This is a genomic window from Nocardia paucivorans NBRC 100373, assembly GCF_000308675.1.
Classification (GTDB): domain Bacteria; phylum Actinomycetota; class Actinomycetes; order Mycobacteriales; family Mycobacteriaceae; genus Nocardia; species Nocardia paucivorans.
Window position 1 is genome coordinate 149,221 of sequence record NZ_BAGE01000060.1, and the last position, 13,960, is coordinate 163,180.

The 13,960-nt window shown below is 66.9% G+C and carries 16 protein-coding genes; 10 read left to right on the top strand and 6 right to left on the bottom strand.

What is annotated here, in order from left to right; all coding sequences use genetic code 11:
* The first annotated feature begins 47 nt into the window (after positions 1-47).
* Positions 48-1,928 carry an ABC transporter ATP-binding protein gene (locus ON32_RS23110; protein ID WP_040793073.1) on the top strand — a complete coding sequence of 627 codons (1,881 nt, stop codon included), beginning with the start codon at positions 48-50 and terminating at the stop codon, positions 1,926-1,928.
* Positions 1,929-1,990: 62 nt separating this feature from the next.
* Here the strand turns inward: ON32_RS23110 and ON32_RS23115 are convergent, their stop codons facing one another.
* Both ON32_RS23115 and ON32_RS23120 read right to left on the bottom strand, forming a co-directional pair.
* Positions 1,991-3,529, bottom strand: a complete 1,539-nt coding sequence (locus ON32_RS23115) for a molybdopterin-dependent oxidoreductase (protein WP_051133588.1) — start codon at positions 3,527-3,529, stop codon at positions 1,991-1,993.
* Between the two features lie 52 nt (positions 3,530-3,581).
* A complete protein-coding gene (locus ON32_RS23120; protein WP_040793074.1) occupies positions 3,582-4,007 on the bottom strand; it encodes a hypothetical protein in 426 nt (141 codons plus the stop codon).
* Positions 4,008-4,168: 161 nt separating this feature from the next.
* Between ON32_RS23120 and ON32_RS27305 the strand changes: the two genes are divergently transcribed.
* The 8 genes from ON32_RS27305 to ON32_RS23160 all read left to right on the top strand — a co-directional run bounded on the left by ON32_RS27305 (position 4,169) and on the right by ON32_RS23160 (position 10,889).
* Entirely contained in the window at positions 4,169-4,774 is a 606-nt protein-coding gene (locus ON32_RS27305) for a DUF1707 SHOCT-like domain-containing protein (protein WP_157224293.1), read from the top strand.
* 62 nt (positions 4,775-4,836) lie between these two features.
* Positions 4,837-5,421 carry a TetR/AcrR family transcriptional regulator gene (locus tag ON32_RS23130; RefSeq protein WP_051133590.1) on the top strand — a complete coding sequence of 195 codons (585 nt, stop codon included), beginning with the start codon at positions 4,837-4,839 and terminating at the stop codon, positions 5,419-5,421.
* A complete protein-coding gene (locus ON32_RS23135) occupies positions 5,418-5,852 on the top strand; it encodes a PaaI family thioesterase (RefSeq protein ID WP_040793075.1) in 435 nt (144 codons plus the stop codon). Before ON32_RS23130 ends, ON32_RS23135 begins: the two co-directional genes overlap by 4 nt.
* A gap of 99 nt (positions 5,853-5,951) precedes the next feature.
* A complete protein-coding gene (locus ON32_RS23140) occupies positions 5,952-7,307 on the top strand; it encodes a DUF445 domain-containing protein (RefSeq protein WP_040793076.1) in 1,356 nt (451 codons plus the stop codon).
* A 101-nt stretch (positions 7,308-7,408) separates the two neighbouring features.
* Entirely contained in the window at positions 7,409-8,248 is an 840-nt protein-coding gene (locus ON32_RS23145) for a TIGR03084 family metal-binding protein (protein WP_051133591.1), read from the top strand.
* 199 nt (positions 8,249-8,447) lie between these two features.
* A complete protein-coding gene (lhgD, locus tag ON32_RS23150; RefSeq protein ID WP_245551251.1) occupies positions 8,448-9,641 on the top strand; it encodes an L-2-hydroxyglutarate dehydrogenase in 1,194 nt (397 codons plus the stop codon).
* A 122-nt stretch (positions 9,642-9,763) separates the two neighbouring features.
* On the top strand, positions 9,764-10,234 hold the full coding sequence (locus tag ON32_RS23155; RefSeq protein WP_040793077.1) for an SRPBCC family protein: 471 nt from the start codon (positions 9,764-9,766) through the stop codon (positions 10,232-10,234).
* Between the two features lie 10 nt (positions 10,235-10,244).
* On the top strand, positions 10,245-10,889 hold the full coding sequence (locus ON32_RS23160) for a ribonuclease H family protein (RefSeq protein WP_040793078.1): 645 nt from the start codon (positions 10,245-10,247) through the stop codon (positions 10,887-10,889).
* A gap of 475 nt (positions 10,890-11,364) precedes the next feature.
* On the opposite strand, the gene ON32_RS23165 is transcribed toward ON32_RS23160, so the two are convergent.
* Positions 11,365-11,703: a hypothetical protein gene (locus ON32_RS23165; protein WP_040793079.1), complete on the bottom strand. Its 339-nt coding sequence runs from the start codon at positions 11,701-11,703 to the stop codon at positions 11,365-11,367.
* Positions 11,704-11,726: 23 nt separating this feature from the next.
* Positions 11,727-11,855 carry a hypothetical protein gene (locus ON32_RS30595; protein ID WP_281032248.1) on the bottom strand — a complete coding sequence of 43 codons (129 nt, stop codon included), beginning with the start codon at positions 11,853-11,855 and terminating at the stop codon, positions 11,727-11,729.
* 201 nt (positions 11,856-12,056) lie between these two features.
* Between ON32_RS30595 and ON32_RS23170 the strand changes: the two genes are divergently transcribed.
* On the top strand, positions 12,057-13,217 hold the full coding sequence (locus ON32_RS23170) for a helix-turn-helix domain-containing protein (RefSeq protein WP_040793080.1): 1,161 nt from the start codon (positions 12,057-12,059) through the stop codon (positions 13,215-13,217).
* A gap of 79 nt (positions 13,218-13,296) precedes the next feature.
* On the opposite strand, the gene ON32_RS23175 is transcribed toward ON32_RS23170, so the two are convergent.
* On the bottom strand, positions 13,297-13,617 hold the full coding sequence (locus ON32_RS23175) for a hypothetical protein (RefSeq protein WP_040793081.1): 321 nt from the start codon (positions 13,615-13,617) through the stop codon (positions 13,297-13,299).
* Positions 13,610-13,951: a hypothetical protein gene (locus ON32_RS23180; RefSeq protein ID WP_157224295.1), complete on the bottom strand. Its 342-nt coding sequence runs from the start codon at positions 13,949-13,951 to the stop codon at positions 13,610-13,612. Before ON32_RS23180 ends, ON32_RS23175 begins: the two co-directional genes overlap by 8 nt.
* Positions 13,952-13,960: the final 9 nt, after the last annotated feature.

The following is a 13,960-nucleotide window of genomic DNA, read 5'->3' on the forward strand; positions in this document are numbered from 1 at the left end:
TGTCGGGGGGCCGGGGTTCAATCGCTCCACCGGCGGAAGGACATATCGTGAGCATCGAATCGGTTGCCTGGAACCAGATCTACCAACGGGCGCACGCCCCCGACGAGCGTCGCCCGTTCAGCGCGGCCACGGCACGCCGGATTCTGGGCTTCGCTCGTCGACATCACCGCCGACTGGGCATATTCCTGCTGTTGAGTGTGGTGGCGGCGCTGCTGGCAGTGGCCACTCCACTCCTGGCCGGGCGCGTGATCGACGGTATCGTCGGCGGCGCCGAGCCTCGGGTGGTGGTGACCCTGGCGCTGATCATCGCCGCCCTCGCCGTCCTCGACGCCGGTCTCGGCCTGACCATCCGGTGGTTGTCCGCACGCATCGGCGAGGGACTGATCCTGGATCTGCGAACCGCGGTCTTCGACCATGTGCAGCGGATGCCGATCGCCTTCTTCACCCGTACCCGTACCGGCGCGCTGGTGAGCCGGCTGAACAACGATGTGATCGGGGCGCAGCAGGCGTTCAGCGACACCCTGTCGGGGGTGGTGTCGAATGTGGTCACCGTGGCGCTCACCCTGGTGGTGATGCTGCGACTGTCCTGGCAGATCACCCTGTTGTCGCTGATCCTGTTGCCGGTGTTCGTGATACCGGCCCGCCGGATGGGCGAACGGCTGGCCGCCATCCAGCGCGAGGCCGCCGACCTCAATGCCGCCATGAGCACCCAGATGACCGAACGATTCTCCGCTCCGGGCGCCACCCTGGTGAAACTGTACGGCCGGCCGCGGCAGGAATCGGCGGAGTTCGCCCTGCGGGCCCGGCGGGTGCACGATATCGGGGTCCGCACGGCCATGTTGCAGACGGTGTTCATCACCGCGCTGACCTTGGTATCGGCGCTGGCGGTCGCCCTCGTATACGGCCTGGGCGGCTGGTATTCCCTGAAGGGACAGCTGGACGCGGGTTCGGTGGTGGCGCTGTCACTGTTGTTGACCCGGCTGTACGCCCCGCTGACCGGTCTGGCCGGGGCCCGGATGGAGATCATGTCGGCGCTGGTCAGCTTCGAACGGGTCTTCGAGGTTCTGGATCTGAAACCGTTGATCGAAGAGGCGCCCGATGCGCGACCGATCCCCGACGGCCCGGTTTCGGTGGAGCTGGACGGGGTGCGGTTCGGCTATCCGGCCGCGAACCGGGTGTCGCTGGCCTCGTTGGAGGAAGTGGCCACCCTGGACCACCGCGGCGGCGTCGAGGTGCTGCACGATATCTCGCTGCGGGCCGAACCCGGACAGTTGATCGCCCTGGTGGGTTCGTCCGGAGCCGGTAAGTCGACCATCGCGCAACTGGTGGCGCGCCTCTACGACGTCGACGCGGGCACGGTGCGGTTGAACGGGGTGGACGTACGGGAACTGACGACCGAGTCGATCCGGGAAACCGTGGGCCTGGTGACCCAGGACGGTCACCTGTTCCACGAAACCATCCGGGCCAATCTGCTGCTGGCCCGACCGGACGCGACCGAGGAACAACTGTGGGACGCGCTGAGCCGGGCCCGGCTGCGGGACCTGATCCGGTCACTGCCCGATGGTCTGGACACGGTGGTCGGAGAACGCGGCTACCGGCTCTCCGGCGGGGAACGCCAACGGCTGACCATTGCCCGGCTGCTGCTCAAACAACCTCGGGTGGTGGTTCTGGACGAGGCGACCGCCTCCCTGGACTCCACGTCCGAAGCGGCGGTACAGGCGGCGCTGGCGGAGGCCTTGGCAGGCCGGACGGCGCTGGTCATCGCCCACCGGCTCTCCACCATTCGCGCCGCCGACCAGATCCTGGTGGTGGAGGACGGCCATATCGTGGAACGCGGCGACCACGCCGAACTACTCGCCGCGAACGGCCGATACGCGCAGCTGTACCGCACCCAATTCGCCGAAGAACCGGCCCCCGCGGTGGCATAGGATCGCGCACCCGTCGCCCCACCGGGCGCGGGTGCGCCCCGCGACCGAGCCGATGTCTCCCATCAGGCGACGGTCACCTGTCGGGTATGCCAACCCGTGGCACCATCCGGTGCCGGTGGAGCCGACGCTTCGGTCTGAACCGCGCCGGTGCCGTCGATGGCACGCACCCGCAAGGTATGTCTGCCGACCGGCGCGTCCCAGCGCCACGTCCACTGACGCCAGGTATCGATCGAGTACTCGGGCGCGAGTTCGGCCCGCTGCCAGGGGCCGTCGTCCACCTGGACCTCCACCGCGGCGATACCGCGGTGTTGCGCCCAGGCGACTCCGGCCACCGTCGTCGGTCCCGGCGCCAGGGTGGCGAACGCGCGGGGAACATCGATCCGGGACGCGGTTTTGATCGGCCCGTACGCGCTCCAGCCGCGCACCGTCCAGTAGGCCAGGGCCCGATCGAACCTGGTGAGTTCGAGATCGACGACCCATTTGGTCGCCGACACATAGCCGTAGAGACCGGGAACGACCAATCGCGCCGGATAACCGTGCTCGATCGGCAGAGGAGCACCGTTCATCCCGACGGCCAGCAATGCGTCCCGGCCGTCGGTCACCGCGGCGACGGGAGTACCCGCGGTGAAACCGTCCGCGCTGCGGGACAGCAGCATATCCGCGTCCGGGTGCACACCGGCGGCGGCGAGGAGATCGGCCAGCGGATAACCGGTCCAGGCCGCGGTGCCGATCAGATCGCCGCCGACCTCGTTGGACACACAGGTCAGCGTGACCACCTTCTCGATCGCGGTCCGCTTCCGCAGATCGTCCATGCTCAATTCGAGCTCCCGATCGACCATGCCGTGGATACGCAACCGCCATTCGTCACTGGTGACGGCGGGTAGCCGCAAGGCGGTATCGATTCGGTAGAACCGGTCGTTGGCGGTGATGAATTCGGTGAGGCCGGGAACCGGCGGATCGGTGCCCGGTGGTGGGGCGGGAGCAGGCGCGACGGGTGTGGGCACCGGGAATTCGGCCCGGTCGGCGGTGACGGCACGCATCCGAGCCCCCACCCACCGCCCGGCGGTCGCCGCGCCCGCCGCGATCGCCGCGGCGCCGGCGGTCAACACCAGGAACCTGCGTCGGGACGGTTCGACGGTGCGTGAGTGTCCGCCGGAGAGAAGCACCCGCAGGACGGCGATACCGGCCGCCACCCCGAGCACGGTGGGAGCAGCGAACCATACCGTCGCGTTCGGTCGTTGTAGCGCCGCACCGCAGACCGGTATACCCAGCACCACCGGTATCAGGGCGCCGTACGGCGGGCGGCGTCGTTCCAGCAGCCCGACGACGACGGCGAGGAGCGCCGCCACCACCGCCATGGACGCGAACAGCGCCTGTTTGTCGTGGGTGCCGAATCGTTCGATGGCGAATTCACGCAATGCCGACGGTGTCCGATCGACCATGGTGTCGCCCAGCACCAGAAACGGTGCCGCGGCGGGATCGATCGGGGCCGCCACCAGTTCACCGACGCCCAGGATCACAGCGGCCGCCACGAGACCGGCCAGACCCGCGGCCACCGGGCCGAGCCCGGTATGCCGCTGCATCTGCTTCGCCTCGTTCATCGTCGGCTCGACCTCGCCGTCATCCGTCGGGGCCGGGTCCGCCCGAAGTTCGTCACGGCGCCGCGACTATGGCGAGCCCGATCAGCGCGACCACCTTGGCAACCTCCAACCCCACATACCAATAGTGCGCGCGCGACCGCGGCAGATCCTCGCCGGCCAGTACCCGATCGGAGCGCCGCGACAGTGGCGGACGCACCGCCGCGACCTGTACCACGAGAATGACCACGGCCGCGCCGAGCCACAACCAGGTGGCTCCCGACGGCGTCACCACGAGCGCCGCCGCCACCAATACCAGCGCGAGCGCGAGCTCCACGATGTTCAATGCGCGAAATATCAGCCTGCCGATCCCGAGCCCCAGCGCGAGGGTCACCCCGGGGGCCCGAAACTTCAACGGTGCTTCCAAGAACGAGATGGCCAGAACCATCCCCAACCAGAGCATCGGGAAAAACCACAGCAGGTGCCACGCGACCGAGTTCATGTTCGGAATCTAACGCTCGTCCCGTGCCGACAGAAGTGACGAAGGTGGGACGAATCGTTCCCGGCGGTATCCGGCCGAGACGATGCACCGCGGATTCGAACCGTTCCCCCGACGATTGCGCCCCGTACGATTTCCCGCAGTACGAACGAGGGGCCCCACCGATGACCGATGCGCACGAGCACACGGAAAACCCGCCGGACCGCGTAACGGCGACACCGATCCCTCGGGTGGGTGATGCCGAACGCGATATCACCGTCCGCCGATTGCAACTGGCCGTCCGGGAGGGTCGACTGGACCTGACCGAGCTGGACCGACGCCTGGTTCAGGCGTATTCGGCCACGACGTACACCGAACTCGCCGCCGTCACCGCCGATTTGCCGGATACGGCCGCGGAACCGATCGAGTTGGTCGTCTCCAGTGGTAACCGCAAGAAGGCCGGGGCCTGGACCGTGCCGAGCGAGCTGATCGCCCGCTGCGAGTCGGGCGGTATCACCTTCGACTTCACCGAGGCGTTTTGTCCCTACCCCGAGGTGACCCTGCGGGTGGACATCAGCTCGGGCACCGTGGTGCTGATCGTTCCGCACGGCTGGCGGGTGGATTTCGATCGTGTCGTGACGAACAGCGGAAGCGTGGTCGACAAGGTGTTGTTGCCGCGGCTGCCCGACGCGCCGCTCATTCGGGTCGAGGGCCGGGTCGTCTCGGGCGCGATCAAGGCGCGTTACCCCCGCCGTTCGTTCTGGGCCTGGCTGCTGCGCCGTCCGCGCTGATTCCCGCGTTTCCGGGGCACGGGGGTATTGCCCGACACTCGGAACAGAATTAAATTCTGTGTATGCAGATTCGAGATCGGCTGCTGCTCGCCGCCGAGCGTCAATTCGCCGAACACGGCGCACTGGACGCGACGTTGGCGCAGATCCGGGAGGCGGCGGGCGCCAGCGTCGGCGCGCTCTACCACCACTTTCCGGACAAGGCAGAGCTGTATCGACAGGTATGGGCCCATGCCCTCGCCGACTACCAACGGCACTTCTGGGCCGTGGTCGGGGAGAGCGCCGATGCGAAAGCGGGCATTATGGGCGGGGTCACCGAACATCTGCGGTGGGTCCACGAAAACCGTTATCGCGCAACGATTCTCACCTCCGCGCGCCCCCCTGGGGTACGCGACAGCGACAGCAACCGCGAGTTCATGGGCAATATCGCCCGCTGGTGGCGCACCCATGCCCGCTACGGCGCGGTTCGCGATCTCGATCTCGATCTCGTCTACGCGCTCTGGCTCGGTCCGGCGCAGGAGTACTGCCGGCAGTGGTTGGCGGGCAGTATCCAGCGCGTCCCGCCGACCGTCGCTCCGGAACTGGCCGATGCCGCCTGGAAAACCCTCGCCACAGCGAACCCCGAAACACCCGACGGAGCCCCCGCATGACCGAAACCACCGCCCTCGATCTCGACTTCGCCAAAAAGATCCTCGCGGCCCAGCCGTTCGCCGGTCTCGTCGGCACCGAGATCACCGCGTTCGGCGACGGCGCCGCGACACTGATCGTCCCGATCCGTCCGGAGCTGGCCCAACAGTTCGGCTTCGTCCATGGAGGCGTCCTGTCCTATGTCGCCGACAACACCCTCACCTTCGCCGCGGGCACCGTTCTCGGCGCCAATGTGCTCACCGGCGGTTTCACCATCACCTATCTGCGTCCCGCCGCGGGTTCCCGGCTGCGTGCCGAGGCCCGGGTAATCGGCTCGACCACCCGGCAGGCGGTGGTTTCCTGCGAGATCTACGCCGAGACCGATGACGCCGCACCGACGCTGTGCGCGGTGGCCCAGGGCACGACCCGCAGCGTGGAGCGGAAGCTGTTCTGAGGCGGAACCCGAACCCCGGCCCCGCGTTGACACCTGTTCCGGCCGGTGAGAATGTGGTGTCCTTTGCACCATCCACCGCCAGGCCGAAGGGAACCCGCGATGATCACACTCGCGTCCGGGGTGTTGATCAATTGGGAGGAGGTGACCGGCCAGTCCCGATTCGTCGTCGACCTGGTCAGTTTTCCGATCTTCAGCGCGCTGGCCGGCTGGCTCACCAACTGGACCGGTGTGCTCATGCTGTTCTGGCCGGTGGTTTTCCGCGGCGTCTACATACCGGGGCTACGCGTACTGTATCCGTACTTTCCGCGCCGCGTGCAGGTGCTGCCGACCTTCTCCGCGGACGGCAGCCGGTTCGGATTCCAGGGCTTCATCCCGGCCCGCGCGGAGAAGATGGCCAGTATCTGCGTGGACAAGGCTTTGCTGCGGATCGGCAGTCCGCGGGATTTCATCCACGAACTGGACCTCGACGGTATCTCCGACCACGTCGCGACGGCGGCGCGCAAACAGGTGCGGTCGATTGTCGACGAGGTGATGGAGCGGGAGAACCCGGAGTTGTGGCGCACCCTGCCGCGGACCATGCGGCAGGTCGTCTATCAGCGGGTCGACCGGGAGCTGCCCACACTGTGTCGGCGGGCGTTCGCCTCACTGGGTGACAATATCGACCAGCTCATCGACATCAAGGGCTTCGTCATCGGCTATCTGCGGGACAACCCGCATATCCTGAAGGACCTCACCACCACCATCGCGGCGCCGGAGCTGAAGTTCATGGTGCGGGTCGGCCTGTTGGGCGCGCCGTTCGGGCTGTTGCTCGCGCTGTACCTGCACGCGCATCGCGATCTGCCGGTGCTCGGCCTGGTGCCGGCCTGGGTGATCGTGCTGCTGGTCTCGGCCGTTATCGGTGTGGTGGTGAACATTATCGCCATCCGGGTGGTGTTCACCCCGGGTGATCCCCAACCGCGCTACAAGTACCTGTGGAAACAGGCCCTGTTGGCCAAACGGCAGCAGCAGGCGGCCACCGATCTGGCGCATATCCTCGCCTACCAGGTGTTGACCCTGCCGAACCTGTCCGACGAGCTGTTGAACGGATCCAATGGGGACAAAACCCGACTGCTGCTGGAGGGGTTGATCTCCGACGAGATCCACCGACAGCTCGGTCCGACCACCTCGGTGGTCCGCGCCGCATTCGGCCGGAGACAGTTCGACAATCTCAAGGTCGGCGCCGCGGGCGCGGCCGTGGGGTTGGCTCCGAGCCTGACCGAGGACGAGGAGTTCATCCGAGAGCAGGCCGAGCAGATCGATCGTTTCGCGGCCCGCAAACTCCAGGCGCTCACCCCGGGGGAGTTCATGGAGATGTTCTACGCCTCGGTGGAGCAGGACGCCTGGCTGCTGTATCTGCACGGCGCGGCGCTGGGTCTGGTGGTCGGGGTCACCCACCTGCTGGTTTTCGGTTGGTAATCCCGACCGATAAATACAAGCAAGCGTGCTTGTATTTATTCTGCGGTGCTGCGATGCTGAACCACAGTCCCCGGTGAGCGCCGAGAAGCTAGAGGAGCCCCATGGTCGCCTTGGAACCGCTACTGGCCGATCTCGCCGCGGAAAGCGACGAACTGGAACGCCTCGTCGCGCCGCTACCGCCCGCCGACTGGGCGATACCCACCCCCGCGCCGGGCTGGCGCATCGCCCACCAGATCGGCCATCTCGCCTGGACCGACGAGGTCGCGACCCTGGCCGCCACCGATGCCCGCACCGGCGGCACGGCTTTCGCCGACCTATTGGCCGGCGCGGTGTCCCATATGGACACCTTCGTCGACGACGCGGCCGAGGCCGCCGCCGGCGCTCCGATTCCGGAACTGCTCGACCGATGGCGGCGCGCCCGTACCGCTCTCACCGAGGCCCTGCGCGCAGTACCCGCCGGCAGTAAGGTTCCCTGGTTCGGACCGCCGATGGGCCCGACCTCCATGGCCACCGCACGACTCATGGAAACCTGGGCACACGGACAGGATGTCGCCGATGCCCTCGGGGTGGTCCGGACACCGACCGACCGATTGCATTCGATCGCCCATATCGGCGTACGGACCAGGGACTTCGCCTACACGCTGCACGGCAGACAGGCGCCCGCCACGGAGTTTCGTATCGAACTCACCGCGCCCTCCGGTGAGCGCTGGACCTGGGGACCGGCCGAGGCGACACAACGGGTCACCGGACCCGCCCTGGACTTCTGCCTCCTGGTCACCCAGCGCAGACATCCGGATGATCTGGCCCTACACACCACCGGAACGGATGCCGCCGAATGGCTCACCATCGCCCAGGCGTTCGCCGGGCCACCCGGTGACGGCCGAGCCGCGGGACAATTCGACCCATCCGAAGCGAAGCGGGCGAGCGCCAGACCCGAATGAGCCTGGGGCGACAGGTCGGACGTCGTTGGCCGGTGTCTCGCGGCAGTAGGGTGTGGCGCTCGCCGGCCTGAGAGAAATACCCCGCACACGTAGCGCGAAACCTGCCGGAAACCGATGTCGACGCGCCGCCGGCTCCCCGTGCCTACACTGCCGACGTACCTGAACAGATACGCCGGCGACCCACCGTGGCCGGCCCGAGGTGAACGGGCAGGGTGTGTACGACTTCTGTGTGATCGGCGGCGGAATCGTCGGGGTGGCGACGGCACGGGAGATCCTGCGCCGACGCCCCGGAGCCGAGCTGCTCCTGCTGGAAAAGGCGGATTCGCTGGGCACCCATCAAACCGGGCACAACAGTGGCGTCATCCACTCCGGCATCTACTATCCCCCGGACAGCCTCAAGGCCCGACTGTGTCGGCGCGGCGCGGTGGCGACGAAGGAATTCGCCGCGGCGCACGACATTCCCTACGCCGAATGCGGCAAACTGCTCGTGGCCACCGACTCCACCGAACACGCCCGAATGCTCGCTCTCTACGAACGTTCGGTGACCAACGGTGTCGAAGTCGAACTGCTCGACGCCGCCGAACTCACCCGCCGGGAACCTCGGGTCAGGGGCGTCGGGGCGCTGTTCGTTCCGAGCACCGGCATAGTCGACTACACCCGGATCACCACCGCACTGGCCGATGAGATACGCGCCGCCGGGGGCCGGATCGAGCTCGGCGCGCAGGTCACCGCCATTACCGAAACGGACGAAGCGGTCACGGTTTCCGGACCCATGGGGTCCTGGAGGGCGCACACCCTCATCGCCTGCGCCGGGCTCCAGTCCGATCGAGTCGCCCGCATGGCGGGCCTACGTATCTCCCTGCGGATCGTGCCGTTCCGAGGGGAGTACTACCAGCTGCCGCGCTCACGCGCCGGACTGGTCCGCACCCTGATCTACCCCATCCCCGATCCGAAGCTGCCGTTTCTCGGCGTGCATCTGAGCCCCACCATCGACGGTGAACTGACCGTGGGGCCGAACGCGGTGCTCGGCCTGTCCCGGGAGGGGTATCGCAAGGGCAGTATCGATCTGCGCGACGCCCGAGAAGTACTCGGCTACCGGGGTTTCCACAAAGTGGCGCGGACCCATGTCCGCACCGGCGCGCGTGAACTGCGCAATTCCCTGTTCAAACGCGGCTACCTGGCCGAATGCCGTCGTTACTGCCCGGAATTGACCTTGGCCGATCTACGGCCGAGACCGGCGGGAATCCGAGCCCAGGCCGTGCTGCGCGACGGAACCCTGGTCCACGACTTCCTCATCGAGCGCACACCGCGATCGGTGCATGTCCTCAACGCCCCATCGCCTGCCGCTACTTCGGCCCTACCCATCGCCGAATACATCGCCGACCGACTTTGATACCTTCGCAGGACAGATGGGCAACGGATCACAGTCAGGCGAATCGGCTATCGATCAACCCGCCAACCCTCCAATAAAGCGGAATTCTGTAGTATTTTGTCCATAGCCGTGGAGGGAGGCCTGTGGGCTACATCAAATACGCATGCGACGTCAGCGCACCCGTCGATGTCGCCTTCGCTTACACGGACAACCCACTGGCAATCCCCCACTGGATGTTCGGCGTCACCGACTGCACCCCGCACGAAGGAACCCCCTCCGGTCAGGGTGCCCTGTTCACCCTGCGCTTTCGATTCCTGCTCTGGCGACTCGTTCTCACCTGTGAGATCGTCGAATACCGCCACGACGCGGTGATCGGCTATGCCATCCGATCCCGACTGAACCCCCGACTGACCCTGCGCTTCGACCCCCTGGGCCCCGGCAGGTCGGTCCTGACCTCCGAACTGAACTATGCTCAACCGGGCGGAATCATCGGACGTCTCGCCGATCGCGGAATCTACGCGATACTGGGCGCGGCCCTACGCCGTAGCGAATCGCATTTGCGAAGGGAGATAGAGGAATTCCACGGAACCGATATTGTCGGCCGAGTCCCCTAGGGTGCCTGTCATGATCATCGTGAGTACCGACGGATCCTGCCTGCGCAATCCCGGTGGCGCCATCGGCTGGGCATGGGTCGATCACACGGGCGGCGCCGACAGTGGCGGCGCGGCGTCGGGTACCAATCAGATCGCCGAACTACGTGCGCTCCTCGAAGCCATTCGCGCCCACCCGGGCCCCGAACCGCTGCTGATCGAAAGCGATTCGCTATATGCCATCAAGTGCGCCTCGGAATGGATCGCCGGCTGGCGCAACAACGGTTGGCGCACCTCGAACGGCGCTCCGGTGAAGAACGCCGAACTCATCCAGCAGATCGACCGCGCCATAGCCACCCGCCCCGGGCCGGTTCGATTCCGTTGGGTCCGTGGGCATGTCGGCAACTACTACAACGAGCAGGCCGATGCGCTTGCCGGCGCCGCCGCTCGCCGAGCAGCCGCCGGCGACAGCGGAAGCACTACGAAAATCGCTACAGTGAAAGGGCTTACGCCGGAAGACGACACCACTCGGACAGCGCGTCGTTCCGACAAAAACCCGGTGATCATTGATACCGTGGTCGCCCCCAAAGACCCCGCAGCGTCAGGGAAGGCTGCGGAGAAGGCGGCCGCCCGGGCCGCAACACCCGCGACGACGGAGCAAGCGCTGACATTGTTCTGAACAATGCCGGTTCATCGCTCCCTCGTCGCGGGGTATACGAATGAACAGACCGCCTGAATAGGCCTCCGGCGGTGGTGGCTCGACCCACCGCCGGGGGCGCCAGGGCCTCCAGTTTCCTAATTTTACCTGCGGATATAGCCAAATCGACATCACGCGTGATAACGCTAAATCACCCTTTTTCACGGTGGATTGTGCCCAAAATGTGCCCACGGCGGATGCCCTCAGCACCGCTTACCCCACCGTTTTCCGGCGACCGCCGAAGAACTCCGATAGCGGCATGACCGGTCATTTTGTCGGCGCCGGCAAGATGATCGGCCGGGGTACTCGAAAGTGAGTACCCCGGCCGATTCCCTCCGCCTGGTGGACGGTATCCGCGTCCGGTAATTTTGCGCGATCCCGCAAGATTGTCGACGCCGGCAAGCTGGGCGGCCAGGGGGTACGCACTGAGCAAGTACCCCCAGGTTCTCGGCCAGGCCTACGCCCCGTCGACCTCGGCGGGTAGCTGCCCGGTCGACCATCGGGCGTAGGTGTGCGTCGGGCTCACGGTGATCACATCGACGACCGACACCAACGTCCGCGGCACGATGCCGTCGAAGTGCTCGAGGCCGGGAACGAACAAGGCCTCGGCTCCGGCTCGGTCGACCGCGTGCACCAGCTCGCCTATCGGGTCCTCGGTGAACTCGCCGAACACGATGACCTTGCCCAGGTCGTACCCGAACCGCTTGGCCAGACTGCGCATCTGGGCCTCGTCCCACTGCTGATGGATGCCGGACTTGTCTTTGCGCAGATATCCGAGAGCCTTCGGTTTCGTCACGTGATGTTCCCCTGCCGTCCCGGTTACGCGCTGGTCCTCAGTCCTTCGGCGATGCGCCCGAGTAACTCCACGTCGTCGCACGCATCGGCATCCACGCGAGCGTCGGTGAGTTCCCAGATGGTCAGCGCGGTCACGATCGCCTGAGAGCGCATCGGCGTACGGTCCGGCAACGGTGATGGTTCGGCATGGCTCATGGTGGATCCCCTCTCGTCCCCTGCTGCTGGAAGGCACCCGGCGCCGGGGCAGTCGGGGAGTCAACCCGGCGCCGAGTGCTACCGAAAAGGCTCTCGTCCGGCAAGTGCCCAGAGGGCCAGTGGAGGGACAGCGATGAGATATCGATCTACCCTCGGGGCATGAGCGAGAACGTGGGGCAGCGGATCGCAGCGGAGCGCAAGATTGCTGGGCTCAGCCAGCGCGCGCTCGCCTCGCGCGCGGCCTACAGCCTGAGCATGGTGAAGGCGGTGGAGCAGGGACGGGAACCGGCCTCGCCCGGGTTCATCTCCGCAGTGGCCCGCGCGCTACGGATCACCCCAGAACAGTTGACCGGCGCACCCTATGACGACGGGAAACCGTTGTCGGACGCCGTGAATGAGCTGTCCGTGCTGCTGACCGAAAGCCGGTACGCGCGGGCGATGGAGCCCGGTCCACTGGGGCAGCTCGAGGCAGACCTATCCGCGGCGCAGGACCTGTACCGCCGGGACCGCACCCGACAGACCATCGAGGTATTGCCCGGCATCATCCGTCGACTGCACGGCGCCGTGCGGGAGCTGTCCGGGGACGAGAAGGCCCACGCCTACACCCTGCTCACGGCCGCGTATGTGCTCGCCGAGTGGTCGGCCCGCCGGACCGGCCACCTACTGCTCACGCTGCCCGCGCTGGAACTGGCCGACACCTACGCGCCGATGGCCGATGACCCCAACTGGGGCGCGTTCTCCATCCTGGCCCGCGCCCGGGTGCTCACCCACTACGGGGAATCCGAGGTCGCCGGCCAACTCATCGACTCGGCGATAGCGGCGGCCGACGAGAGCCGCGCCGGGCTGGTCCTGGGTGGCTACGCCCACCTTGCCGCCGCGGTGAACGATGCCCGGAAACTGAACTACTCGGGGGCGTCCGACCATATCGGAGCGGCCCGTGAGATCGCCTCGCGCACCGGTGAGACGGACCTGTATCTGGTGGACTTCGGTCCGCTGAATACCGAGATCCACTCTCATGCGGTCGAGCTGGAAGCCGGCGACCCGAACCGGTCGGCGGTCGAGGGCGCCAAGCTCACCTATCCGGCCGGGGCATCGCGTACCCGGGTAGCCCACCACTGGCAGGACAACGCCCGTGCGTGGCTGATGGCAGGGAAGCCGGACAAGGCCCTGGTCGCGCTGAACAAGGCCCGTGCCGCGGCACCTCAGCAGACTCGCTTGCACCCGTCGGTGCGGGAAACGGTGCACGGGATAGCGGCGGCGCAGCGTCGACAGAGTGAGGGCCTGGTGGGTTTCGCGTCATGGCTCGGCACGACGCTGTAGAGCTCGAGGTCGCCGAGACCTGATGTCCGCCTGGCGGACGTTGAGGAGAGAGTGACAACCTGTCACTGCCTGCTCACGCTCAACGGTTGTCGGCGCCGGTAACCTTGTCGTCGGGCCCGATGAGGTAGGCCATCGACCGCACCGCCCGATCACGCGGGACCACGCCGATGAATCCGGCCGTGCGGGCGTCGTGTCCGTCCAGCCACCACGCCGGTACCCTCACCGGCAGGCCGTCCCGGTACCGCCGCAACTCCACCGGCACCGGCCGCGGAAGCTCGGCGATCGGTAGGCCACTCTCGGCGGCGAGCACCCCCCGCGGATCCGGGGCGGCATACCGGCGTTCCAGTTGCTCGCCCACCCACCGGTACAGACCGGGCCGGGCCGCGGTGAACCTAGGCACGGCGTCGATCCCACCGCGCCCGAGCCGCCCGTGATGCCTGCACCGACCGCGGGGACGTGACGGTCGGCTCCGGATCGATCTGCTTGAGCAGCCGGGCCAGGGCCGCCTCGAGCAACCGCAACTCCGCCGACAACTTCACCCGGGTCTTGGTGTCCTCGGCATCCGTATACCGCTCGGAAAGATCCACTTTCCGGTTGATATTGGACGCGATCAGCTCCAAAACGGCCCGATCGCGCTCGGACCATTCCACGGGTTCGCCCAGCCGGAGAGATACGGCTTCCAGCTCTGCGTCCAGGGCACGCAGCATCTTTCGGGCCTCACTGCTGTGGCGCATGGGTCCTAC